This is a genomic window from Microbacterium sp. NPDC055521 (assembly GCF_053619695.1).
This window is the reverse complement of record NZ_JBSHJX010000013.1, coordinates 41,559-64,102: the sequence shown is the minus strand read 5'-3', so window position 1 is coordinate 64,102 and position 22,544 is coordinate 41,559. Positions and strand designations below refer to the sequence as shown.

23 protein-coding genes are annotated in these 22,544 nt (G+C 70.3%); 9 read left to right on the top strand and 14 right to left on the bottom strand.

From position 1 onward, the window contains the following. Positions 1 to 11: 11 nt before the first annotated feature. The 4 genes from ACWGSM_RS12160 to ACWGSM_RS12145 all read right to left on the bottom strand — a co-directional run bounded on the left by ACWGSM_RS12160 (position 12) and on the right by ACWGSM_RS12145 (position 4,566). A complete protein-coding gene (locus ACWGSM_RS12160; RefSeq protein WP_452323179.1) occupies positions 12 to 3,161 on the bottom strand; it encodes an efflux RND transporter permease subunit in 3,150 nt (1,049 codons plus the stop codon). 11 nt (positions 3,162 to 3,172) lie between these two features. After that, on the bottom strand, positions 3,173 to 3,745 hold the full coding sequence (locus tag ACWGSM_RS12155; protein ID WP_452323178.1) for a TetR/AcrR family transcriptional regulator: 573 nt from the start codon (positions 3,743 to 3,745) through the stop codon (positions 3,173 to 3,175). Between the two features lie 72 nt (positions 3,746 to 3,817). Further along, entirely contained in the window at positions 3,818 to 4,180 is a 363-nt protein-coding gene (locus ACWGSM_RS12150; RefSeq protein ID WP_452323177.1) for a fluoride efflux transporter FluC, read from the bottom strand. Next, a complete protein-coding gene (locus tag ACWGSM_RS12145) occupies positions 4,177 to 4,566 on the bottom strand; it encodes a fluoride efflux transporter FluC (protein WP_452323176.1) in 390 nt (129 codons plus the stop codon). Before ACWGSM_RS12145 ends, ACWGSM_RS12150 begins: the two co-directional genes overlap by 4 nt. A 117-nt stretch (positions 4,567 to 4,683) precedes the next feature. Between ACWGSM_RS12145 and ACWGSM_RS12140 the strand changes: the two genes are divergently transcribed. Next, a complete protein-coding gene (locus ACWGSM_RS12140; RefSeq protein ID WP_452323175.1) occupies positions 4,684 to 5,400 on the top strand; it encodes a Pr6Pr family membrane protein in 717 nt (238 codons plus the stop codon). Here ACWGSM_RS12140 and ACWGSM_RS12135 read toward each other — a convergent pair. Continuing rightward, positions 5,324 to 6,709 (bottom strand): FAD-dependent oxidoreductase, encoded by a 1,386-nt coding sequence (locus ACWGSM_RS12135; RefSeq protein WP_452323174.1) that lies wholly within the window; start codon positions 6,707 to 6,709, stop codon positions 5,324 to 5,326. The genes ACWGSM_RS12140 and ACWGSM_RS12135 overlap by 77 nt on opposite strands. 134 nt (positions 6,710 to 6,843) lie before the next feature. After that, entirely contained in the window at positions 6,844 to 7,614 is a 771-nt protein-coding gene (locus ACWGSM_RS12130) for a MerR family transcriptional regulator (protein ID WP_452323173.1), read from the bottom strand. A 159-nt stretch (positions 7,615 to 7,773) separates the two neighbouring features. On the opposite strand from ACWGSM_RS12130, the gene ACWGSM_RS12125 reads away from it, so the two are divergent. Beyond that, the gene (locus ACWGSM_RS12125; protein WP_452323172.1) at positions 7,774 to 8,613 is read left to right on the top strand and encodes a DUF4097 family beta strand repeat-containing protein; all 840 of its coding nucleotides are present in this window, start codon (positions 7,774 to 7,776) and stop codon (positions 8,611 to 8,613) included. Further along, on the top strand, positions 8,610 to 9,245 hold the full coding sequence (locus ACWGSM_RS12120; protein WP_452323171.1) for a PadR family transcriptional regulator: 636 nt from the start codon (positions 8,610 to 8,612) through the stop codon (positions 9,243 to 9,245). The genes ACWGSM_RS12125 and ACWGSM_RS12120 overlap by 4 nt, the downstream gene beginning before the upstream one ends. 46 nt (positions 9,246 to 9,291) lie before the next feature. On the opposite strand, the gene ACWGSM_RS12115 is transcribed toward ACWGSM_RS12120, so the two are convergent. Beyond that, positions 9,292 to 10,473 (bottom strand): MFS transporter, encoded by a 1,182-nt coding sequence (locus ACWGSM_RS12115; RefSeq protein ID WP_452323170.1) that lies wholly within the window; start codon positions 10,471 to 10,473, stop codon positions 9,292 to 9,294. 67 nt (positions 10,474 to 10,540) lie between these two features. Beyond that, positions 10,541 to 11,083: a universal stress protein gene (locus tag ACWGSM_RS12110; RefSeq protein ID WP_452323169.1), complete on the bottom strand. Its 543-nt coding sequence runs from the start codon at positions 11,081 to 11,083 to the stop codon at positions 10,541 to 10,543. A gap of 153 nt (positions 11,084 to 11,236) precedes the next feature. Here ACWGSM_RS12110 and ACWGSM_RS12105 point away from each other — a divergent pair, with 153 nt between their 5' ends. Both ACWGSM_RS12105 and ACWGSM_RS12100 read left to right on the top strand, forming a co-directional pair. Beyond that, positions 11,237 to 11,422 carry a DUF3073 domain-containing protein gene (locus ACWGSM_RS12105; RefSeq protein ID WP_313356787.1) on the top strand — a complete coding sequence of 62 codons (186 nt, stop codon included), beginning with the start codon at positions 11,237 to 11,239 and terminating at the stop codon, positions 11,420 to 11,422. Positions 11,423 to 11,547: 125 nt separating this feature from the next. Continuing rightward, on the top strand, positions 11,548 to 12,372 hold the full coding sequence (locus ACWGSM_RS12100; RefSeq protein WP_452323168.1) for an MOSC domain-containing protein: 825 nt from the start codon (positions 11,548 to 11,550) through the stop codon (positions 12,370 to 12,372). Between the two features lie 54 nt (positions 12,373 to 12,426). Here the strand turns inward: ACWGSM_RS12100 and ACWGSM_RS12095 are convergent, their stop codons facing one another. From ACWGSM_RS12095 to purM, 3 genes are read right to left on the bottom strand one after another with little or no spacing between them, the layout of a single operon-like run. After that, a complete protein-coding gene (locus tag ACWGSM_RS12095; protein WP_452323167.1) occupies positions 12,427 to 13,743 on the bottom strand; it encodes an MFS transporter in 1,317 nt (438 codons plus the stop codon). 4 nt (positions 13,744 to 13,747) lie between these two features. Next, positions 13,748 to 15,262, bottom strand: coding sequence for an amidophosphoribosyltransferase (locus ACWGSM_RS12090; RefSeq protein WP_452323166.1), 1,515 nt, complete (start codon positions 15,260 to 15,262; stop codon positions 13,748 to 13,750). Positions 15,263 to 15,267: 5 nt separating this feature from the next. Next, on the bottom strand, positions 15,268 to 16,383 hold the full coding sequence (gene purM / locus ACWGSM_RS12085) for a phosphoribosylformylglycinamidine cyclo-ligase (protein WP_452323165.1): 1,116 nt from the start codon (positions 16,381 to 16,383) through the stop codon (positions 15,268 to 15,270). Positions 16,384 to 16,613: 230 nt separating this feature from the next. On the opposite strand from purM, the gene ACWGSM_RS12080 reads away from it, so the two are divergent. Further along, the gene (locus ACWGSM_RS12080) at positions 16,614 to 16,919 is read left to right on the top strand and encodes a hypothetical protein (protein ID WP_452323164.1); all 306 of its coding nucleotides are present in this window, start codon (positions 16,614 to 16,616) and stop codon (positions 16,917 to 16,919) included. 112 nt (positions 16,920 to 17,031) lie between these two features. Further along, positions 17,032 to 17,631: a zinc-binding alcohol dehydrogenase gene (locus tag ACWGSM_RS12075; protein ID WP_452323163.1), complete on the top strand. Its 600-nt coding sequence runs from the start codon at positions 17,032 to 17,034 to the stop codon at positions 17,629 to 17,631. On the opposite strand, the gene ACWGSM_RS12070 is transcribed toward ACWGSM_RS12075, so the two are convergent. Next, positions 17,628 to 17,951: a potassium transporter Trk gene (locus ACWGSM_RS12070; protein ID WP_452323162.1), complete on the bottom strand. Its 324-nt coding sequence runs from the start codon at positions 17,949 to 17,951 to the stop codon at positions 17,628 to 17,630. The genes ACWGSM_RS12075 and ACWGSM_RS12070 overlap by 4 nt on opposite strands. A 51-nt stretch (positions 17,952 to 18,002) precedes the next feature. Further along, positions 18,003 to 18,359 carry a sterol carrier family protein gene (locus ACWGSM_RS12065; RefSeq protein ID WP_452323161.1) on the bottom strand — a complete coding sequence of 119 codons (357 nt, stop codon included), beginning with the start codon at positions 18,357 to 18,359 and terminating at the stop codon, positions 18,003 to 18,005. Between the two features lie 38 nt (positions 18,360 to 18,397). Here ACWGSM_RS12065 and ACWGSM_RS12060 point away from each other — a divergent pair, with 38 nt between their 5' ends. Together ACWGSM_RS12060 and purD are read left to right on the top strand one after the other, a co-directional pair. After that, a complete protein-coding gene (locus tag ACWGSM_RS12060) occupies positions 18,398 to 19,078 on the top strand; it encodes an NUDIX hydrolase (protein ID WP_452323160.1) in 681 nt (226 codons plus the stop codon). A 94-nt stretch (positions 19,079 to 19,172) separates the two neighbouring features. Continuing rightward, the gene (gene purD, locus ACWGSM_RS12055; protein ID WP_452323159.1) at positions 19,173 to 20,450 is read left to right on the top strand and encodes a phosphoribosylamine--glycine ligase; all 1,278 of its coding nucleotides are present in this window, start codon (positions 19,173 to 19,175) and stop codon (positions 20,448 to 20,450) included. 123 nt (positions 20,451 to 20,573) lie between these two features. Here the strand turns inward: purD and ACWGSM_RS12050 are convergent, their stop codons facing one another. Continuing rightward, positions 20,574 to 22,412 (bottom strand): heavy metal translocating P-type ATPase, encoded by a 1,839-nt coding sequence (locus ACWGSM_RS12050; protein ID WP_452323158.1) that lies wholly within the window; start codon positions 22,410 to 22,412, stop codon positions 20,574 to 20,576. Between the last annotated feature and the right edge of the window lie 132 nt (positions 22,413 to 22,544).

Below are 22,544 nucleotides of genomic sequence, written 5' to 3'. Positions count from 1 at the left end.
CCCGATGCGACTCAGCCGTGGGCGTCGCCGGCGCGCAGCTGTCGGCGCGTCAGCGCGACGCCACCCTCGGGGGTCGGCGGCTCGGCGGCGGCACCGGCATCCGGCCCCGCGGCGCGCTTCGCGTGACGGCGCTCCTTCGCCCCCTCGACGAGGTTGTAGAGCGTCGGCAGCACGATGAGGGTGAGGACGGTCGACGACACGAGGCCGCCGATCACGACGATCGCGAGCGGCTGCGAGATGAATCCGCCATGCCCGGTGATGCCGAGCGCCATCGGCGTCAGCGCGAAGATCGTGGCGAGCGCGGTCATGAGGATGGGCCGCAGACGCTTCTCGCCTCCCGCCATCACCGCCTCGGGAGTCGTGAGCCCCTTCGACCGGTACTGGTTTACGAGGTCGACGAGCACGATCGCGTTGGTCACCACGATGCCGATCAGCATCAGCACGCCGATCAGCGACGCGACGCCCAGCGGAACACCGGTGGCGATCTGCAGCAGGATCGCCCCGGTCGCGGCGAACGGCACCGACACGAGCAGCAGCAGCGGCTGGCGCAGCGACTTGAACGTCGCGACCATCACGACATAGACGATGAGGATCGCCGCGAGCATCGCCAGCCCGAGCTGCGAGAACGACTCGGCCTGCTGCTCGGCGACACCGCCGACCTCGGCGCGGGCACCGTCGGGCAGGTCGACCGCGTCGAGTGCCGCGGTCACCGATGCGGTGGCGACGGCGAGATCGTCGGATGCCGGCGGCACGGTGATCGTCGCGGTGCGGCGTCCCTGCTCGGTCGAGATCGAGGTGGGGCCTTCGCGCTGCTCGACGGTCGCGAGCTGCTCGAGCGGCATCGGGCCGGTGGCGGTGGGGATCGAGAGCTGCTTCAGGGCGTCGACGGATGTCGGCGGCTCGGGGTCGACGAGGTACACCGTGAGGGCGCTGTCATCGACCTCCACCGAGCCGATCTGCTGCGGGCGCATCGTGCCCGACACGATCGAGCCGACCGCGACCTCCGACAGCCCGCGCGCGGCGGCGGCCTCACGATCGACGACCACGGCGATGTACGGCAGCGCGGCCGACAGGTTGTTCGTCACCTGACCGATGCCGTCGCGTCCGTCGAGCTCCTTCATGAGGGCGTCGGTGCCGGTCTGCAGATCGTCGGCGTTCGGCGCGGTGACGGTGATCTCGATGTCGCTCGAGCCGAATCCGCCCCCGCTCGCCGCGACGGTGATCTCGCCGGCGCCGTCGAGCGCGTCGACCTTCTTCTGCACCTGCGCGCGCAGCTTCTCCTGATCGGCGTCGTCGCTGGTCTGGATCGAGTACGTGATGCCCGCGCCGCCGGAGAACGCGTCGCGCAGTGCCGAGCCGCTCGATCCGATCGACGCCTGCACGTGCGTGATCCCGTCGATGCCCTTCAGCGCGCCCTCGACCTTCTTCGCCGCTTCGGACTTGGCCTCGAGACTCGCGGTGTTGCCGATGTCCTGCGTGACGGTCATGGTGTTCTGGCCGGAGTCGCTGAGGAAGTTGATCTTCATCAGCGGGGCCGCGGCGAGCGTGCCGGCGAGCACGAGCACCGCGAGCACGACGGTGACGGCGGAGTGCTTCAGCGTCCAGCCGAGGATCGGCCGGTACATCCGCTGCAGGGTCGTGGGCGGGGCATCCGGATGCTCGGGATCGATGCGCGCGCCGTTTGCGGCGACCAGCGGCTTGCCGGGCCGCAGGAACCAGTACGCGAGCACCGGCACGATCGTCAGGGCGACGAGCAGCGAGGCGACCATCGCGATCGTCACGGTGATCGCGAACGGGCGGAACAGCTCGCCGACGATGTCGCTGACGAACACGATCGGCAGGAACACCGCGACCGTGGTGATGGTCGATGCCGTGATGGCGGATGCCACCTCGCGTACGGCCAGACGGATCGCCGCGCCCTTGTCGGCGCCCTCGACGTAGTGCCGTTTGATGTTCTCGATCACGACGATCGAGTCGTCGACGACACGGCCGATCGCGATCGTGAGCGCACCGAGGGTGAGCACGTTGAGCGAGTAGCCGAACGCCTGCAGCCCGATGAAGGTGATCAGCACGCTGGTGGGGATCGAGATCGCGGTGACCAGTGTCGAGCGGATCGACAGCAGGAAGACGAGGATCACGAGAACCGCGAACGCCAGGCCCAGCATCCCCTCGGTGGCGAGCGTGTCGATCGACTGCTGGATGTAGGGTGCCTGGTCGAAGATGACGGTGAACTCGGCATCCGGGAAGGTGTCGCCGAGCTCGTCGAGCGCGGCCAGCACGCCCTGCGACACCTCGACGGTGTTCGCCGCGGGCAGCTTGGTGACCGCGATCGACAGGGCGTCCTCACCGTCGACGCGCGAGATCGAGGTGACCGGGTCGGCGACCTGCGCGACGTCGGCGACCTCGCCGATGGTGAGATCGGTGCCGCTGAGCGGCAGGGCCGCGACATCCTCGGCCGAGGCGAGCTTCGCACCCGACTGCACGGTGAGCGTCTGGTCGCCCTCGGTGATGTCCCCGCCCGGCAGCAGGACGCCGCTCTGCTCGAGCGCCTGGCTGATCGACTGGGTCGTCTGCCCGGCGGCGAACAGCTTCGCCCGATCCGGCGTGATCGTGATGCGCTGGCCGACGCCTCCCACGATGTCGGCGGCGTTCACCCCGTCGACGTCCTCGAGGTCGGGGATCACCGTGGTCTCGAGATCCTGCAGTGCGGTCTCGGAGTCGTCGAAGCCCGTGACCGCGATCTGGATGACGGGGAAGTCGTCGATCGAGACGCTGAGCACCTGCGGGCTCACGTCGTCGGGCAGCTGCTGCGAGATGCGGTTGATCGCCTGCTGCATCTTCTGCTCGGCAGTGGCGAGATCGGTGCCGTACGCGAACATCGCCTGCACGATCGAGGCGTTGGTCGTGCTCGTCGCGCTGCTCGATTCGAGGCCGGGCACGCCCTGGATCGCCTTCTCGACCGGTGTGGAGACGTCGTTCTCGACGACTTCGGGCGACGCGCCCGGATAGGTGCTCATGACCACCAGGGCGGGCAGCTCGAGCGAGGGGATCAGCTCCTGCTTGAGGTTGGTGAGCGCCAGGCCGCCGAAGACGGCGGCAACGATGGTGATCAGCGCGATGAGTGCGCGGTTGCGCAGGCTGAGGATGGCGAGGTTCGACACGCGGTGCTCTTTCAGTCGCTCGTGGTCGTGGGATCGGTGCCGAGGATGCCGGCGAGGGCGTTCTCGATCAGGGAGGCGTCCAGCGTCTCGTCGTGGATGCGGGCGCGCCAGAGCACCCCGTCGATGAAGACGGCCGCGGCGGTGGCTCGCTCGATGCCGTAGGCGGGCACGAGGAAGCCGGTCATCCGCTCCGACCAGCGTCGCGCGATCGCCCGCAGCTGGGGGTCGTCGACGGCGGCGGTGACGACGGCGCGATCCGCCTCGAGCGCACGGGCGTCGGCGAGCCCCTGCACGACCAGCTCGGCGAGCACGTGCGGGGTCGCTCCGCGTTGCTCGAGCGTCGCGCGGATGCCGTCGACGCGAGCGTCGACCTCGGTGACGAGATGGTGCAGCGCCTGCGAGCGCAGGTCGTCGAGGGTGGCGAAGTACTGGGTCGTGGCGCCCAGCGGCACTCCGGCGCGGGCGGCGACGAGACGGTGCGTCACCGCGCTCACACCGACCTCGAGAATCAGCTCGGCGGTCGCGGTGATGATCTCGATCCGGCGTGCCTCGGGGTCACGACGGCGGCGTGACGGCTCGCTCATGTCGCCTCCCGGGCATCGAAGATGTACGTCTGTACATTATGCGGGGCGCAAGCTGTGGCCGGACTGGCAGCCTCAGCCCAGCGCGCCCGAGATGCCGAGGCCGACCAGGGCCGCGGCGAGCGAGAGCACGAGCATCCCGATCACGTCGGCGACCGCCGCGCGCTGCTCGCCGTCGCGCCACAGCGAGAGCGCATCGATCATCGCCGTGCTGAAGGTGGTGTACCCGCCGAGGAAGCCCGCGCCGACCACGAAGGCGGCGCCGGGAAGCATCCCGACCACCGCTCCCAGCAGCAGCGAGCCGGTGATGTTGATCAGCATCACGCCCCACGGGAAGCGCGAGCTGGTGACGCGTGCGACGCCGATGTCGATCAGGTACCGGGCCGCGGCCCCGACTCCGCCGCAGGCGGCGGCGAGGGCGAACACGAGCGGATTCACGAGGTGCTCCTGCGTCCGAGCGAGCCGCCGATCCGCAGGCCGAGCCACGCGGCGAGCAGTCCGCCGGCGAGGCTCACGGCGATGTACCCCACGGCGAGCGCGGGTGCTGCCGCCCACAGCTCGACACTGTCGACTGCGAACGCACTGTAGGTGGTGAAGCCGCCGAGCATTCCGGTGCCGAGCAGGATCCGCAGATCGGATGCGGGAATGCGGGCGGTCAGGATGCCGAGCAGCAGCGCGCCGACGAGGTTCGCGACCAGCACCGCGACCGGAGCGTCGATGATCAGCATCCCGAGACCGAGGCGTGCGGCGGTGCCGACCGCGCCGCCCGCCGCCGCGAGCGCGGCCCGACGGATCGCGGTACGCGCGGGTGTCGGGGTGGTCACCGCGCCACTCTATCCGCGCGCGCTCGCGGCGGCCGCCCACCCGGGGTTGCATAGACTCGAGGCGGTGGTGCGGCCCTGCTCCCGATGCCGCCTGACCGCCGGGAGGACGACGCTCGAGTGCTCACGCGAAGGATCTTCGGCTGGTCGCGTCTGGCGACCGCGGCCGTGTGCATCGCGGCGCTCGTGCACCGGATGCTGTGGGGCATGGGCTCACAGACCCTCGCCGGCGCGAACTTCTTCGCGTATCTGACGATCCAGTCGAACACCGCGTTCGCCGCGCTGGCTCTCGTCGCTGGGGTCATCGCCCTGCGCCACGACGAGGATCCGGCGTGGCTGACCACCGCGCGCGCCCTCGTGCTCAGCTGGACGATCACCGCGGGTCTCGCGTTCGCTCTCATCGTGTGGCAGGCCGGCGAGCACGGCATCCCGATCACCGTCCCCTGGTCTGACGTCGTGCTGCATTTCGTGCTGCCGGCGTGGACCGTCGTCGCCTGGGTGTTCGGCCCGGGCCGTCGTGCGGCGTCGTGGCGCGTGGTGCCCTTCGTGCTGCTTTATCCGGTGGTGTGGGGCGTCTTCACGATCTGGCGCGGCAGCGTGATCGGGTGGTACCCGTACTACTTCCTCGACCTGCGGCAGGTGTCGGGGCTGGGCGAGATGGTGCTCAGCTGCGCGCTGGCCCTGGCGATCTTCGCCGCGGTCGCGGTCGCGCTCGTGCTGCTCAGCAAGGTGCGCCCGACGGTGCCGCCGTGGGGTGAGATCAGCCCTCGTCCGCTGCCGGCTCTGCGAAGAACACGAGCGATGCTCGGGCGGCGGCCGTCGCGTCACGCTCGCTGAGCGCGGCGAACTGCTCGGCGTCCGCACCGCCGACGAGACCGACGAGCACCGGCTCGCCGGTGAACGGCTGGAGGTTCAGCCAGGTGCGGATCAGCGCGTCACCGCCGACGACGTGCCAGACGGTCGCCTCGGTAGTCCAGAACGCCTCGTCGAAGCGCATCCAGACCGTCTCGATGAAACCGGATGCCAGTGCGGCGATGGCCCCGCGATGCGAGAACGGCAGCGCGGGCGCGAACTCGATGCCCTGCTTCTGCAGCACCCCGAGCGGTGCGGTGACGATCACGCGGTCGAACGAGAGCGCTTCGCCCGTGCCGAGGCGCAGGCTCACGCCGCGATCGTCGTACGCGATGCGCGAGACGGGCGACGCCGTCGCCACTTTCACGCCGTCGAGCTGCTCGTCGAGGAACCCGTCGAGGTCGCCGATCACGCCGTGCACCCCAGCGGCCGGGAAGGCGGGTGGGTACCAGCTCGAGGCGCGCGACGGGTCGGCGCCGGTCATCGCGGCCATCCAGGCGAGGGATGCCGTGAGCGCCGGGTCTTCGAGGTTCGCACCGTTCGCGGCGAGCGAGGCGGCGATCGGCGCGTCGGATGCCTGCGCCTCGGCCTTCTCGAGTGCCTGGGCGATCGGCGCGCCATCGAGAGCGGGCGCTTCGCCGTCGACGGTCCATGCCGTCGGGGTGTCGAGGGCGAGCGAGCGGTCGCCCATGTCGACGAGCCGGTGATCGAGCGACGCGAGGTCGTCTTCGCTGAGCAGCCAGGCTCCGAGCTGCGGGGGGATCGGCCACTGCTCGTCATCGACGACACTGCGGATACGACCGCCGATGTGCTCGCGCGCCTCGAACAGTGTGACCTCGTGCCCGGCATCCGCCAGCATCCGGGCCGCGATGACGCCGGCCGCACCCGCGCCGACGACGGCGAGGCGCTCGGCGGCGTCACCGGTGTCGATGAGCGCGAGGGCTGCCCGGCGGGCATCATCGACGGCGCCGACGACGGTGCCGGGGTGGGCCGTGTCGGTGGCCTCGCCGGCGAAGAACACCCGATCGAGCACGGGGGCGGCGAGACGCTCACGTTCGCTCGGGTCGGTGCCCGCGGGCAGGTAGCTGGTCGATCCGAGCGAGTACGGGTCGGTGGCCCACGTGCTGCGCAGCCATCCGGCCGGTGCCGGCACCGCCTCGGGGGCGGTCGGCCGCGGCATCGGCGTCTTGGTGCGGGTGGGGGCGGGCTGCGGCTCGGGCGTGCAGGCGGCGAGCAGCAGCCCGACGGCGCTCGCCCCGGCGCCGACGAGCAGAGTGCGGCGCGTGATGCTCATCGTGCTTGCCAGACTACCCGCGGCGGTCGGGGAGGTTGGTCTCGCGTCGCGACACGCAGGAGATCACGCGGAACGCAGGATGCCCTGCGGCATCCGCTCCTCCGTTTCGCCTGAACTCCTGCGTTCCGGGAGGGCTACAGGTTCGCCTCTGCGTAGACCCGCAACGCGTCGCGCACGAACTCGGCGCCTGCGGTGCCGCCCGCGCTCGTCGCGTAGTTCGCTCCGAAGCGCGGGTCGGCGACGTACATCTCGCCGAGTCCGATCACGTAGCCCCGTGCATCTCCGCCCGAGCCGTACGCCGGTGTGCCGGGGATGCCCGTGAGCCACTCGACGTGACGGCGCGCGATCTGCTGCGCCTCGTCCGACCCCGGATCGATGCCGCTCTCCGCGGCAGTGATCCAGTCGGCGCCCAGGTCGGCGACGCGCTGCTGCCAGGCGCTGCGCGCGGCGGCGCTCATGCCCCGCCACCAGCGATCGCCGTCGGCGTACGCCTTCGCGCCCCAGCGCTCTTCGACCTCGTCCTTGTACCTGGTGTGGTCGAAGCCGTCGAACATGTTCTCAGCCATGATCTGTTCTCCCTCTCTCAATGCGTGGATGGTGTTCTCGACAGAGACGATCTGCCGCTGCATGCGCTGCTGCTCCTGGCGCAGCCAGACGAGGTGGGTCTCGAGAGCGGATGCCTCGGACCCTGCCCGGTCGAGGATCTCGGCGATCTGCGGCAGCCCGAGCCCGAGCTCGCGCAGCAGCACGATGCGCTGCAGGCGCACGAGAGCCGACCTGTCGTAGTGCCGGTATCCGTTGTGCGCGATGCGCGACGGCGGCAGCAGCCCGATGTCGTCGTAGTGACGCAGCGTGCGGCTCGTCGTCCCGGCCAGCCGGGCGATCTCCTGTATCGACCAGTCCATGCGCGCCGTCCTCTCTTGTCGTTGATCCCACGGTAGAAGTTGACGCTGCGTCAAGGTCAATCGGCTGTCAGCGCATTGTCAGCCACAAATCGAGATATAACGTGTTACGTTCTCCATAACGCGATATATCTTGATATCCGTTGACCAAGGAGAAGTGACATGACTGAGAAGTGGCTCGTCGCCCCGGGCGAAGAACGCGTCATCGACATCGCCTCCGCGTCGCGCCTCAAAGTCGGGCTCGTCGGCGGACAGGTCGATGTGATCGCGCACGACGAACCGGGCATCCGCATCGAGGTGACCGGCGTCACCGTGAAGGACCTGCGCATCGAATCCGATGGCACCCAGGTCGAGATCGATCACCCCCAGATCGGGTGGGACAACTTCCTCGATGTGTTCCGCAACTTCGGCGCAGGCGGCCCGAAGGCTGAGGTCAGCATCGCCGTGCCGCGCGCCATCGCCCTCACTCTCGGTGTCGTGAGCGCCGGAGCGCTCGTCTCAGGCATCCGCAACGACGCGAAGCTGAACACCGTCTCGGGCGATCTCATCGCCGACGGCATCACCGGAGACCTCACCGCGAACTCCGTGTCGGGCGACGTGCAGGTGCGCGGCCTGACCGGGTCGATCAACGCCAACAGCGTTTCGGGCGACGTCGCCGTGACCGGCAGCCTGCGCAAGGCGACCGTCGACACCGTGTCGGGTTCGATCCTCGTCGACGCCGTCGGCGACATGAACACCATCAACCTCAACACCGTCTCGGGCGGCTCGACCGTGCGACTCGACGAGACTCTGCCCGCGAACTACGTGCTGCGCAGCATGACCGGCCGGATCACGGTCGATGGCGTCGAGCGCTCGAGCGGCGGCCCCGGCAGCTACACCGGCCAGGTGGGCGAGCTGTCCGGCAGCTTCGTCGACGTGCGGGCGAACTCGGTGTCGGGCGGAGTCACCGTGCTGCGCCGCCCGCAGGTGTCGGTGGCAGACGACGCGGAGTGGGAATCATGAGCCCCGCGGTCTTCTCGCACGGCGACCTGCGCCTGTACCTGCTGTCGCTGCTCGCCGAGGCGCCGCAGCACGGCTACGGCATCATCCAGGCGCTCACCGACCGCACCGGCGGCACATACACCCCCAGTGCCGGAACGATCTACCCGCGCCTGGCGAAGCTCGAGGAGGAGGGCCTGGTCACCAAGACCGTCGACGGCCGCACCACGATCTACGCCATCACCGATGCCGGCCGCGCCGAGCTGACCGCCCGCGAGGGCGACCTCGCCGGCATCGAGGAGGGCCTGGCCGACTCGGTGCGGCTGATCGCGAACGAGGTGCGCCGGAGCGTGCAGGACGCCATGCGCAGCCTGCGCGCCGACCTCGCCACCGCCGCGCACGACGAGCATCGTGCGGCGAAGTCGCGCCCTCGGTTCGACGGGATGAGCGACGAGCGGGCCACCAGCCGCGAGCACCTGCAGCGGGCGGATGCCTCGATCAACGCGTTCCGGGCCCAGCTGCGCACCGACCTGCGCACACACGTCGCTCGCGGGGGCTCGCTTCCGGCGTCCGTCGTCACCGAGCTCGAGCACGCGATGGAGGAGGCGTCTCGCGCCGTCACGCGCGCGCTGAGCTCGCTGCCGACCGAGAAGTAGCCACCCTCGGTGCCCCTCCCGCTTCGGCGGGCGGGGCACCGTCGCGTCACGCGGGGCGGGAGGACGGCTTCGGCGCGGATGCCAGGACCAGGCCGATCAGCGCCTGCAGCACCGCCGCGACGATCATGGCGACCAGAACCGGCCCCCATTCGCCGCCGGCGGCGTACCAGGCGCCCGCGCCCAGCGGGCCGATCGTCGAGACGGCGTAGCCCAGTCCCTGCGCGACGCCCGAGACGCGGGTGGCCTCGGCGGCGCCGGAGCCCGAGCGGGCGATGAGCGCGAGGGCCAGCGGGAAGGCCGCCATGCCCGCGCCGATCAGCACGCTCCACAGCTCGGGAGCGGCGGTCGGTGCCAGCCACAGCCCCAGCATGCCGGCGGCGGCGGCGGCCGACACCCCGACCACGCCGGCGCGGATCCCGCGCAGTGTGTGCGCCAGGCTCACGGCGATCATGCCGGCCGGGATGCTGACCATGATGACGATGCCGAGCAGCACGCCGGCGCGGGCGGGACTGATCCCGGCATCCACGGCGATGGTCGGCAGCCACCCCATCACGACGAAGGCGAGCAGTGCCTGCAGGGCGAAGAAGCCGGTGAGCGGCCAGGTGCCGCGCGGCAGGGCCGAGCGGGAGTGAGACGCGGGTGGGGTCAGCGCGCCGTCGACGTCATGACCGCGCGCGGCGACGATCCAGACGCCCAGCGCCAGCACGGCGAACACCGACCAGGCGCCGAGGCTGAGCGTCGCCGACCCGAACGCGTGCGCGACCGGCACGGCGGCGGCGGCGCCGATCGCGCTCGACGCGGAGAGCACGGTCGTGTACGCCGTCGTCACCGCGCGCATCCGAGTGCCGCTGGTCGCACGCACGAGGGCGGGGAGCATCACGTTGACCACGGCGATGCCAGCCATCGCCAGCACCGTGCCGCCGACGATCACCCCCGAGTGGGGGACGAAGCGCACCAGCATCCCGATCGCCACGGCCGACATCGCCCCGGTGACCGCCGCGACGGCGCCGATGCGCCGACTCAGCCACGGGGTCAGCACCCCGCCGACGGCGAACAGGGCGGTCGGCACGGCCGGGATGACGATGGCGGCCTGCGGCGTCAGCGCGCCCTCGTCGGTGAGCAGTGGCAGCAGCACCGACGCCGTCGTCACGGCGAGGCGCAGGGTGACGGCGAGCAGCAGCAGCGCGGTCAGCATGAGCGCGAAGTCGCGACGAGAGGACGGGGTCACATGTCCATTGAAATGCGCGACGGCCGAAGCCGCCACTCCGCTCCGGCGAGCGGAGCCCGGTTCGGGGCTACTCCACCCAGATGTCCTTCTGATCGTCGGGAACCGTCTCACCCTGCGGGACGACGAGCACCGAACGGTGCTGACGGTGCGCGAGGCGAGCCGCGACCGAGCCCGTGAAGAACTCGCGGATCGACTCCCCGAGACCGCGCTTGCGCGTGCCGACAACGATCAGCTGGGCATCGAGCTTCTCGGCCAGCTGCTTGATCGCCAGAGCAGGATCACCCACGAGCTGACGGGCGGTCCAGGGCACATCGGCATCCGCGAGGGTCTGCTCGGCAGCGCGCTGCACGTCTTCGAACTCGGCGATGCCCGCGTCGAGGTTCAGGTCGATCGGCGCGGAGTGCACGTAGCCGTCGGGATCCTCGTACGTGACGAAGCGCGTCACATCGACGTGCACGACGACGAGCGGCGCGCTCAGCAGCCGCGCGTAGCGCAGCGCCTCGTCGAGGACGTGCGGCGGCTGGCCGGGCTGGATGCCGACGATCACCGCCTTCTGCAGGGCCGCGTTCTGTGCCGCTTCCTCAGCAGCTCTGGGCGTGGAATCCGTCATGTCGATCCTTCCGCGGTGCGGCCGCAGGACGGCCGGATGCTCTGGCGTGCGTGCTATCCTGAATGCTACTCTTACCGGCTTCACGCCGGTGCCGTGAATATCATCGGGCCCATCACGTGCCCGCTGCTGAACTCGTAAAAGGGGGTCTCGCGCATGGGCCGTGGCCGTCAGAAGGCGAAGCACACCAAGATCGCCCGCGAACTCAAGTCGTACAGTCCCGACGTGAACTTCTCTGCGCTGGAGAATGAACTCGGCCACCCGACGTCAGACGACCAGTACGTCGACAAGTGGGCTGACATGTACGCGGACGAAGACGAAGACGAACTCGAGCGAGCCTGACCTCTCTCGATCCGGGTCCCTGAACTCGTCGAAGAAACCCTGGCGACCGGCATCTGCCGTGTCGACCAGGGTTTCGTCGTATCCCCGGCAGCACGACTTCTGAGCCGCCAGGGGAGAATGGGCGGATGCCCCACGTCGCCGCCCTGTACCGTCACCCGATCAAGGGGTTCACGCCCGAACGCTGCGATGAGCTCGTGGTGCAGCCCGACGGGCGCATCGCCGGCGACCGGGTGCTCGCGTTCCGCTTCGCGGATGCTGCGGGGCCCGAGACCCGGGACGGCCTGGACTACTGGCCGAAGTCGAGGGGCCTCGCGCTGGAGTCGTTCCCGACTCTCGCCGCACTCCAGGTGGCGTACGACCACGACGCGCGCCGGGTGCGGGTCGCCTACGACGACGAGCTGCTGGTCGAGGTGGTGCTGGATGCCGAGGGCCGCGCTGAGCTCACCGAGATCATGACGGCGTTCGTGCTCGACTCCCCCGAGTGCAAGCTGCTGCAGCGCGAGGGGCGGCTCCCCCTGGTGCTGGTCGGCGACGGCGAGCACTCGCGTTTTCAGGATCGCTCGCGCGGGTTCGTCAGTGTGCACAGCCGCGCGAGCGTCGATGCGCTGATCGGCGCGCTGGGAAAGCAGATCGATGACCGCCGGTTCCGTTCGAACGTGGTGATCGACGGGGTGGATGCCTGGGACGAGCTGTCGTGGCAGGGCGAGGTCCGCATCGGCGATGTGCGCTTCACCGCCGAGGGTCCGATCGTGCGCTGCCTGGCCACCCACGCCAACCCCGACACGGGCATCCGCGATGCCAGGGTGCTCACCACCCTCACGCGAGGCGTGGGCCTGACCGAGCCGTCGCTGGGCCGCCTGCTCCTGCTCGACGGCGTCAGCGGCGCCGTCGGCGACGCGGCGGGCATCGGTGGGGTCATCCGCGTCGGCGACGACGTGACGTTCGCCTGATGGCGCAGGTGGTGCCGCGGGTCATCCGCACCACTGCGTGAGACGCGGCGCGCCTCACCACCTCCCGTGCCGGCGCTCCCACTCGTCTTCGATCGTGACGCGGCGTCCGGCGGCGATCCCCGCGGGGAAGGTCAGCACCAGCACCGCGATGACGGCGAGGATCGGGATCGTCCACCCGCCGGTCACGTCGTGCAGGACGCCGACGAGCACGGGGAAGATCGCGGCGAGCACGTAGCCGGCGCTCTGCACGAAGCTCGACAGCAGCACGGCACTGTCGGGGGTGCGGGTGCGGATGCTGATCAGCACGAGCGCCAGCGGGAACGACACCCCGACGAGGCCGAACAGCGTCATCCACAGCCACAGCAGCTCGGGCCGGGGGAAGAGCAACAGGCCGAGCAGGCCCACGAGCGCGCCGACCGATCCGATCACGAACAGCGGCCGGGTGGCCTGGAACCGCACCACGAGCACCGGCACGACGAGCCCGGCGGGCAGACCGATGAACGCCCACAGTGACAGCATGAAGCCGGCGGTCGCCGCATCGACGCCCGCCGTGTCGATCATGATCGACGGCAGCCACGCGAACGAGACGTAGGCCATGGTCGACGAGGTGCCGAAGGTGAACGCGAGGGCCCACACCAGCGGGATGCGCGCGAGCCGTGCGACGAGACGCCGGTTCGTGGGAGCCGTGGCGATCGGACCGGTTGCGGCGAGGACGGCGTCGTCAGTGCCGTCCTCGGCGTCGAAGGTGGCGTCGTCGGCCCCATCCGGCGTCGCGGCCGGCGCTCCCGGCCGGAACAGCATCACCAGCCACGGGATGAGGCCGGCGAACGCGAAGGCCGCCCAGATCCCCAGCGAGAAGCGCCAGCCCGCGGCGTCCGCCAGGGGAACGGCGACCAGCGGCGGCACGAAGGTCGAGAACGCCATCGTGGCCGTGTGGACCGTCATCATCAGCCCGATGCGGTCGGCGAAGTACTTCTTCACCAGCGGCGGCAGCAGGATGTTCGCCATGCCGACTCCCGCGAAGACCACGGCTGTGCCCACGAGAAGACCGATCGAGTCGGTCGCGAGGCTGCGCCCGATGAGTCCCACGGTGATCGCGGTCAGAGCGATGACGGTCAGCCGCTCGATGCCCAGCCGACGCTCGAGGTCGGGGGTGAGGATGCCGAACACCGCGAAGCATGCCGGTGGCAGCGTGCCGATCACGCCGAGTACGGCCGCCGAGACCTCGAAGTCCTCGCCGATCAGATCGACGACGGGTGAGAGCGAGGCGACGGCCGAGCGCAGCGAGAATGCGCAGAGCAGGATGCCGAGTACGGCGAGCACCCTGCCGCGCCAGAGCGGCCCCTTCGACGAGCTGAGGGACCCGGTCATGACATCACGAGGTCTGCGACTGCTCTACCCATGCGAGGTACTCGGGCGTGACGGTTCCGGTGACGTAGCGTCCGTCGAAGCAGCTCATGTCGAGGTCGGTGAGGTCCGTCCCCTCGATGATCGCCGCCTTGAGGTCGTCGACTTCCTGGTACACGATCCGGTCGCAGCCCAGCTCCTCCGCGATCTCGGGAATCGTGCGACCGTGGGCGATCAGCTCGTGCTTGGAGGGCATGTTGATGCCGTACACGTGCGGGTATCGGACCGGCGGTGCGGCCGAGGCGAAGATGACCGACTTCGCACCGGCATCCCTGGCCATCTGGATGATCTGCTTGCTGGTCGTGCCCCGCACGATCGAGTCGTCGATGAGCAGCACGTTCTTGCCGCGGAACTCGGTCGACATCGCGTTCAGCTTCTGCCGCACGCTCTTCTTGCGCACCGCCTGCCCGGGCATGATGAACGTGCGTCCGACGTACCGGTTCTTGTAGAAGCCCTCGCGGTACTCCTTGCCGAGCTTGCGCGCGACCTCCATCGCCGACGGTCGCGACGAGTCGGGGATCGGCATGACCACGTCGATCTCGTCGAGCGGCACGTGTCGGGCGATGGTGTCGGCGAGCCGGTCGCCCATGCGCAAGCGCGACTCGTACACCGAGACGCCGTTCATCACCGAATCGGGGCGTGCGAGGTAGACGTATTCGAACGCGCACGGCACGAGCTGCGAGTTCTCGGCGCACTGCCGGGTGAACAGCTCGCCGTCGTTGGAGATGAAGATGGCCTCACCGGGCGCGACCTCGCGCACGATCTCATAGTCGGCGTTCTCGAGCACGAGGGACTCGCTGGTCACGACCCACTCGTCTCGGCCCTTCGACGGGCTCAGGGACCGGTCGGCGGCGGCTGTCCCCTCCTGGGCTGCTGAGCTTGTCGAAGCACGACGGCCGAGGATGAGGGGACGGATGCCGAACGGGTCGCGGAAGGCGAGCAGACCGTAGCCGGCGATGATCGCGATGACGGCGTAGGCGCCCTCGATCCGCGCGTGGGTGCGCTCGACGGCGTCGAAGATGCGATCGGCGTCGAGGTCGACCGACGATGTCGTCGTCTGCAGCTCGCCCGCGAGCACGTTCAGCAGCAGCTCCGTGTCGCTGGACGAGTTCAGGTGGCGGCGGTACCGATCAGCCATCTCCGCAGCGAGCTCGCGCGTGTTGGTGAGGTTGCCGTTGTGGATGAGCACGATCCCGTACGGCGCGTTCACGTAGAAGGGCTGCATCTCCTCTTCGCTCGAGGCGGTGCCCTTGGTCGCGTAGCGCACGTGCCCCAGGCCGATGCTGCCCAGCAGCGATCGCATGTCGCGGGTGCGGAACGCCTCGCGCACCATTCCCTCAGCCTTCGCCATGTGCATGACGCCGCTCGGCTCTGCGGTCGCGATTCCGGTGGCATCCTGTCCGCGATGCTGCAGCAGCAGCAGCGCGTCGTAGATGTCCTGGTTGACCGGGCCGGTGCCGACCATTCCGACGATGCCGCACATGGGTGTTACTTCGCTCCGTCCGCGTATGCGCCGACCAGCCGCACCGCTCCGCCGTCGACGCCCTTGGCGCCCTGTTCGAAATCGCCCTCGGGGCGCGCACCGGTGTGCACGGTCGCGACCTGCCAGGCGGCGATGCCCTGCGCGCCGATGGCGGCGATCGCGGCATCCTTCTGCTCCGCCGCGACGACCGCGAGGAATCCGATGCCGAGGTTCCAGGTGCCCTCGGTGTCGACGATCGGGGTGCCGGCGATGTCGGCCAGCACCTGGAACACCGGGCTGGGCGCCCAGGTCGAACGGTCGACCTCGGCCCAGCTGTCCTGCGGCAGAACCCGGGCGAGGTTGGCGGCGATGCCGCCGCCGGTCACGTGACTCAGCGAGTGCACCGCACCGGGGAGGGTCTCGATGAGCTTCAGCAGGGGGGTGGTGTACAGGCGGGTCGGCTCGAGCAGAGCCTCACCCCAGGTACCGCCGAGATCGGCGGAGTTGTCGCCGTAGCCGATGCCCGCGTTCGCGACGATGTGCCGCACGAGCGAGTAGCCGTTGGAGTGCAGACCGCTCGAGCCGAGTGCGATCACGGCATCGCCGTCCTGCACGAGGTGCGCGCCGAGCAGGGCATCCGCCTCGACCACTCCGGTCGCCGCTCCCGCGACGTCGTAGTCCCGCGGGCCGAGCAGCCCGGGGTGCTCGGCGGTCTCGCCGCCGACGAGGGCGGCGCCGGTCGCGGAGCATGCCTCGGCGATACCGCGCACGATGTCGGCGATGCGCTCGGGCACGACCTTGCCGCAGGCGATGTAGTCGGTCATGAACAGCGGCTTCGCGCCGACCACGACGATGTCGTCGACCACCATGCCGACGAGGTCCTGCCCGATCGTGTCGTGCTTGTCGATCGCCTGCGCGATGGCGACCTTGGTGCCGACGCCGTCGGTGCTGCTGGCCAGCAGCGGGCGCCGGTAGCCGAGCAGCGCACTGGCGTCGAACATGCCCGCGAAGCCGCCGACGCCCCCGAGCACCTCGGGCCCGTGCGTCGCGCGCACGGAAGCCTTCATGAGTTCGACGGCGAGATCACCGGCGGCGGTGTCGACACCGGCCTGAGCATAGGGATTGGTGGGAGAGTCTGCCACCTGTACAGCGTACCCGGCCTGCGAGAGCGCCCGTCGCCCGTGACCAGCGGCCAGAGCATCCGGCAGCTCCGTCTGCTACTATGAATGGTTGCGCGAAGTTCCGCCGTATCTCACCGGCGCAGCGCACACATCCAGGCCGGGCATGAGTGGCCGATCCGCACCGATGCGGATCTCGGCGCCCCGACCGCACCACAGCCGGCAGCATGCTGCCCGCAGACAGACCAGAGATCATGAGCAGTACCACTGATTCCGCGCGCTCCGGCGCGCCCACCCACGACCAGAACATCACCACCACATCTGCCGAACTCGCCTGGAGCCAGGCCGACCACGACGTCTACGTGGCGACGAGCCGCGGCGAGTTCGCCGGCTTCGTGACCGTCGACGACGCCGCACACGTCGTGCACGACCGCCACAGTCGCCGCATCGGCAGCTACCCGAATCTCGCCGCGGCCCGGCAGGCGCTGGTGGATGCCACCCGTCCGCCCTCACGCGGCCGCGAGCGTCTGCGCCGCCGCATCCTGTCGCGTCGTCGTTGACATCCCCCTCTCGGGACCCTTCGCTGCGCCCATGCTCGTCGCTGCGAGGGGAGCAGCGAAGCGTGCCGCAAGCCCTGCGCGCAAGACCCTGAAGGACCCTACGATGGGGGCCATGGTCGACAAGCCGCAGTGGCTGATCCGCGAAGACGCCGGCACCTCGGTGCTGGTCGCGCTCGCGGTGCGACAGCTGCTCGGCATCCGGGCCCCCGAGGATCTACCCGCACTGCGCGGGCTCGAGGTGCGTCGCCCCGACGCGATGGAGGTCGATGACGCTCTCGAGAAGCAGTGGCGTGAGTACTGGGACATGACCGTCGAGCCGCGTGCCCACCGTTCGGAGGTGCCGCTCGACCTCGTCGACGGCTTCGACACGCTCGTCGCCCTGCCCACCACCGGCGCGGAAGAGCTGCGTGACGCGATCGTCCCCCACGCGCAGACCGTGCTGCATTACGCGCAGCGCGCACACAACAGGTATGTCGAGTCGGTCAGCTCGTCGGGCGGCTCGTACCGCGCGTATGCCAGCGCGATCGCCGAATTCGAGCGCGATATCGGCCGGCGCGCGCACTCATTCGAGCTGAACGTGCAGGTGCTGCCGTTCACGCAGCGCGGCATCTGGTGGATCGGCTCGTTGAGCGTCGCCGTCACCGACGGCCTGCGCCGCGACGTCGTGGCCTTCGACGCGGCGATGCGCCCGGTGATCGCCGAACTGGCCTAGGGCTGCTCGTCGTCTGCGACAACTCGCTCGTGCTCGACCGTGACGACACGGGCGTGCTTGCGGGCGGCGCGGTCGAGGCCGACGGCGATGATGCCGCCGAGCCCGACGCCGATCGGCACGGTCCACAGCAGGGCGAACCCGAAAACCTGTCCGGGTGGGTAGACCACGCGCAGCACGTCTGACGGTTCGTACGAGCCGAGCAGAGTCAGGATGCCCGCGACGATGATCCCCACAACGGCCCCCGTCACCATGAAGACGCCGTAGCGCGGCACGGGGCGGATCGTCGCTTCGACGGTCGAGTGGCTGGCTGTTCCGGACATGCTCCTATTGTCCCACGCGCACGCTGTGCGCGGACCGGAATCGGGCTCGGTTCAGGGGCGCAGCGGCAGCAGGTCGCTGAGATCAGCGCGGGTTCCGGATGCCGTGACGCGGCCGGCGGCCACGGCATCCGTCCAGTGCTCCGCCCCGGTCGCGAGGGCGATCCACGTGCTCGCGTCCATCTCGACGACGTTCGGCGGAGTGCCGCGGGTGTGCCGGGGCCCCTGCACCACCTGCACGGCGCCGAACGGCGGCACGCGCACCTCGACGCTGTTGCCCGGCGCCTTCTCGTCGAGCAGCTGCAGCAGATAGCGCACGGCGGTCGCCGTCGCGGTACGCGCGGCACCTCCCGCGGCGACCGCGGCGAGCGCGTCTCGGCCGGCGGCGATGTCGATCCTGCGGGCGGGCATTCCCCCAGGCTACGCCGCCGCGCGTAGGCTCGACCTCGATGACCGGTTCTGCTGAAGAGATGCGCGGCGCGCGCGCCGAGCTGCTCGCCGCAGCCGCGCGTGCCGGCGAATGGACACCTCGGTTCCCGCTGTCGGTCGACGATGCGTGGCCGGCATCCGTTCTGATCCTGTTCGGCCGGCTCGACAGCATCTCGGCCCGGGCCGACGACGAGACGGTCTCGGCCGATCTCGATGTGCTGCTGCAGCGTCGCGCGGCGACGCTGTCGTCGCACCCGGGGCAGGTGTCGTTTCCGGGCGGCGGGTACGAGGAGCAGGATGCCGATGCCGTCGCCACCGCGCTGCGCGAAGCGCAGGAGGAGACCGGGCTCGATCCGCAGGGCGTGGAAGTGCTCGCGGCGCTGCCCGAGATCCCGCTCGCGGTGAGCAGCTTCCTGGTCACCCCAGTGCTCGGCTGGTGGCGTGAGCCGTCGCGCGTCGCCGCCGTGGATCACGCCGAGACGGTCGAGGTCTTCCGCGCACCGGTCGCGCAGCTCGTCGATCCGGCCAACCGGTTCACCGCGGTGCTGCACCGCGACGGCTTCACGTACCGGGGTCCGGCGTTCGACATCGACGGCACGATCGTGTGGGGCTTCACGGCCGGCATCCTCGATGCGCTGTTCGACGCGACCGGCTGGGCACTGCCCTGGGATCGGACGGTCGAGCGTCCCGTCACGGTCTGAGCCTCGTCATCATCTGAGCCGTCATCATCTGAGCCGTCATCATCTGAGCCGTCATCATCTGAGCCGGGCGATGCGGCGCCGGTAGGCTGGCCGCATGAAGATCCTCGTCCTCGGCTCGGGCGCGCGCGAGCACGCGATCATCCTCTCCCTGCGGTCCGAACAGGCCGACCATGAGATCTTCGCCGCCCCCGGCAACGCCGGAATCGCCCAGGACGCCACGATCGTCGACCTCGATCAGCTGGACGGCGCCGCGATCGCGGCGTTCGCCAACGAGCGGGGCGTCGACCTCGTCATCGTCGGTCCCGAGGCGCCGCTCGTCGCCGGGGTCGCCGATGTGCTGCGCGAGCGCGGCATCCCGGTGTTCGGCCCCGGTCGCGCCGCTGCCCAGCTCGAGGGCTCGAAGGCGTTCGCGAAGCGGATCATGGATGCCGCGGGCGTACCCACCGGGCGCGCGGTGCGCGCGGCGACGACCGCAGAGGTCGAGGCCGCATTCGACGAGCTCGGCGCCCCGCACGTCGTGAAGGCCGATGGCCTGGCTGCGGGCAAGGGCGTCGTCGTCACCGCCGACCGCGCCGAAGCCCTAGCCCACGCCGAGCACTACCTGCCCGTCGGCCCCGTGCTGGTCGAGGAGTTCCTCAGCGGCCCCGAGGTGTCGCTGTTCTTCCTCAGCGACGGCGACACCGTGCGCGCGCTGAGCCCCGCGCAGGACTTCAAGCGGGCGCTCGACGGAGACGGCGGGCCGAACACGGGCGGCATGGGCGCGTACTCGCCGCTGCCCTGGCTGGCCGACGACTTCGGCAGCGTCGACGCGTTCGTCGCCGAGGTGACCGAGACCGTCGCCTTGCCTGTGGTGCGTCAGCTCGACGCCGAGGGCACTCCGTTCATCGGCCTGCTGTATGCGGGGCTCATCCTCACCCCCGCCGGCGTGCGCGTGATCGAGTTCAATGCGCGCTTCGGCGACCCCGAGACGCAGGTCGTGCTGCCCCGGCTGCGCACACCGCTGTCGCGGCTGCTGCTGTCGGCGGCATCCGGTCACCTCGAAGACGAGCCGCAGCCCGAGTTCTCGTCCGACGTCGCGATCACCGTCGTGCTCGCCAGCGAGGGGTACCCCGAGGCACCGCAGACCGGTCGCATGATCGAGGGGCTGGCTGATGCGGCATCCGTCGACGGAGTCTCGGTCGTGCATGCCGCGACCGGCGCTGCAGACGCCCCGGGCGGGTCGCTCGTCGCGACCGGCGGGCGGGTGCTGAACATCGTGGCCACCGGGTCGGACTTCGCGGACGCCCGCGCCCGCGCGTACGAGGCGATCGGCCGCATCTCGCTCGACGGCGCGCACTACCGCCACGACATCGCGGCGCGCGTCGCGGAGTAGCAGACTCCCCCCGTCGCACACCTGTCGGCGACATGAACGGATGTCGGCGGAATCAGCTGATTCCTGCCGACATCCGTGGTTCTCGCCGACATCCGTGCGAACCGCGCGCGTCGCGGAGTAGTCTCAGCGCGGCTTGGGGCCGGTGAGCGCGCGCAGCGCGTACAGGATCGTGGCGAGATCGACGAGCTCCTGGATGAACGCGCCTGCCACTGCCGGGATCACGCCGGTCGTGGCGATGAGCATGAGCCCGACGCTGAGCACGATGCCGATCCAGATCGCCGTGTAGGCGACCTGCAGCGTGTGCCTCCCGATCTCGGCAGCACGCAGCACCGGCAGCAGCGAGTCCTTCAGCACGACGGCATCCGCTGCCTCGCCGGCCGCCGTCGATCCCCGGGCGCCCATCGCCACGCCGACGTCGGCCGCCGCCAGCACAGGCGCGTCGTTCACGCCGTCCCCCACCATCAGCAGCGGGCGCGGCGTCATCTCAGCGGCGAGCGACACCTTCTGCGTCGGCAGCAGCTCGGCATGCACCTCGGTCACGCCCAATGGCGCGGCGATCGCCGCGGCCGTCGCCTCGGCGTCGCCGGTGAGCATGGCGATCCGCTCGACGCCTCGCGCGCGCAGTCCGGCGACGACCTCGGCTGCCTCCGGACGCACGGCATCCGCCAGCACCAGCGCACCCGCGAAGCGCCCGTCGATGGCCACGTACGCCGCCAGCTGACCCGACACGAGCTCTGTGCGCCTCGTGTCGGGGGCGGCGGAGGCGACGTAGGCGGGCTTGCCGACCACGACGACCCGCCCCTCGATCGTGGCAGTGACGCCGTTCGTGGCGACCTCCTCGGCGTGCGAGGCCGGCGCGAGGCGCAGTCCGCGCTCGATCGCCGCGCGGCGCACGCCCTCCGCGAGGACGTGACTGGAGTACTGTTCTGCGGATGCCGAGAGGCGCAGCACCTCACCCGCATCCATCCCCTCCGCCGCGCGCACCTCGACGAGCTCGGGCCGCCCCTGGGTCAGCGTGCCGGTCTTGTCGAAGGCGGCTGAGCGCACCCGGGCGAGCTGTTCGATCACGCCCCCGCCCTTGACGATGACGCCCTCCTTCGCCGTGCGCGACAGGCCGCCGAGGAAGGCGACCGGCGCGGCGATCAGCAGGGGACACGGCGTCGCCAGCACGAGCACCTGCGCGAAGCGCAGCGGGTCACCGGCGATCCACCACGCGATGCCGGCGATCAGCAGCGACACCAGGGTGAACGGCACCGCGAAGCGGTCGGCGAGGCGCACCGTCGGCGCCTTGCTCTGCTGCGCCTCGTGCACCAGCGAGACGATCTGCTGATACTGACTGTCGGCGCTGCGGCGCAGCGCGCGGATGTGCACCGCGTTCGAGCCGTTCACCGCTCCGGAGAACACCTCGTCACCGGCCGCACGCGAAACCGGCAGGCTCTCCCCGGTCAGCGAGGACTCGTCGAAGCTCGCTCGGTCGCTGAGCAGCACGGCGTCGACCGGGACGATCTCAGACGGACGCACCAGCAGCTCCATACCGGGCACGACCTCGTCGACGGGAACGTCTCGCGTCGTCTCGTCGGCCCCGTGCTCGAGCACATGCGCGGTCTGGGGAGAACGGTCGAGGAGTGCCGTCAGGTCGCGGGCCGCCCGGCGCGATGCGTAGTCTTCGAGGGCCTCTCCGCCGGTCAGCATCAGCACGATCACCAGTGACGCGATGTACTCGCCCACCAGCAGGGTCGCGACCATGGCGACGAGCGCGAGGATGTCGAGGCCGAAGTGGCCACGCAGGATGTCTCGCACCATGTCCCACGCGGTGAGAGCGATCACCACGCCCACGGTGAGGATCGCGATCCAGCGGGCGGCGTCGTGCAGGCCGGCGATCGAGAGCACCGCCACGGCGACGGTGGCGAGCAGGCCTCCGGTCAGCACGGGGTAGCGCCGTGCGAGTCGCAGGATTCTCATGGACTCACTCTGCCCGATGTTGCAGGGGTGTACGTGGGTCAGCGGACTGGCCTCGGACGATGTCGGCAGGGGTGTACGCGGGTCAGCAGACTGGGCCTCGGACGGATGTCGGTCGATTGCACGGATGTCGGC

What these genes read in the sequence shown, in the direction of transcription:
- ACWGSM_RS12065 (WP_452323161.1), bottom strand. Translation starts at nt 18,359, where the DNA reads ATGCCCGCCCGCAGGATCGACATCGCCGCCGGCCGAGACGCGCTCGCC.
- ACWGSM_RS12095 (WP_452323167.1), bottom strand. Translation starts at nt 13,743, where the DNA reads ATGACCGGGTCCCTCAGCTCGTCGAAGGGGCCGCTCTGGCGCGGCAGG.
- ACWGSM_RS12135 (WP_452323174.1), bottom strand. Translation starts at nt 6,709, where the DNA reads ATGAGCATCACGCGCCGCACTCTGCTCGTCGGCGCCGGGGCGAGCGCC.
- ACWGSM_RS12100 (WP_452323168.1), top strand. Translation starts at nt 11,548, where the DNA reads ATGCCCCACGTCGCCGCCCTGTACCGTCACCCGATCAAGGGGTTCACG.
- ACWGSM_RS12105 (WP_313356787.1), top strand. Translation starts at nt 11,237, where the DNA reads ATGGGCCGTGGCCGTCAGAAGGCGAAGCACACCAAGATCGCCCGCGAA.
- ACWGSM_RS12070 (WP_452323162.1), bottom strand. Translation starts at nt 17,951, where the DNA reads ATGTCCGGAACAGCCAGCCACTCGACCGTCGAAGCGACGATCCGCCCC.
- ACWGSM_RS12090 (WP_452323166.1), bottom strand. Translation starts at nt 15,262, where the DNA reads ATGTGCGGCATCGTCGGAATGGTCGGCACCGGCCCGGTCAACCAGGAC.
- ACWGSM_RS12130 (WP_452323173.1), bottom strand. Translation starts at nt 7,614, where the DNA reads ATGGACTGGTCGATACAGGAGATCGCCCGGCTGGCCGGGACGACGAGC.
- ACWGSM_RS12155 (WP_452323178.1), bottom strand. Translation starts at nt 3,745, where the DNA reads ATGAGCGAGCCGTCACGCCGCCGTCGTGACCCCGAGGCACGCCGGATC.
- ACWGSM_RS12125 (WP_452323172.1), top strand. Translation starts at nt 7,774, where the DNA reads ATGACTGAGAAGTGGCTCGTCGCCCCGGGCGAAGAACGCGTCATCGAC.
- ACWGSM_RS12060 (WP_452323160.1), top strand. Translation starts at nt 18,398, where the DNA reads ATGACCGGTTCTGCTGAAGAGATGCGCGGCGCGCGCGCCGAGCTGCTC.
- purD (WP_452323159.1), top strand. Translation starts at nt 19,173, where the DNA reads ATGAAGATCCTCGTCCTCGGCTCGGGCGCGCGCGAGCACGCGATCATC.
- ACWGSM_RS12120 (WP_452323171.1), top strand. Translation starts at nt 8,610, where the DNA reads ATGAGCCCCGCGGTCTTCTCGCACGGCGACCTGCGCCTGTACCTGCTG.
- ACWGSM_RS12075 (WP_452323163.1), top strand. Translation starts at nt 17,032, where the DNA reads ATGGTCGACAAGCCGCAGTGGCTGATCCGCGAAGACGCCGGCACCTCG.
- ACWGSM_RS12050 (WP_452323158.1), bottom strand. Translation starts at nt 22,412, where the DNA reads ATGAGAATCCTGCGACTCGCACGGCGCTACCCCGTGCTGACCGGAGGC.
- ACWGSM_RS12110 (WP_452323169.1), bottom strand. Translation starts at nt 11,083, where the DNA reads ATGACGGATTCCACGCCCAGAGCTGCTGAGGAAGCGGCACAGAACGCG.
- ACWGSM_RS12080 (WP_452323164.1), top strand. Translation starts at nt 16,614, where the DNA reads ATGAGCAGTACCACTGATTCCGCGCGCTCCGGCGCGCCCACCCACGAC.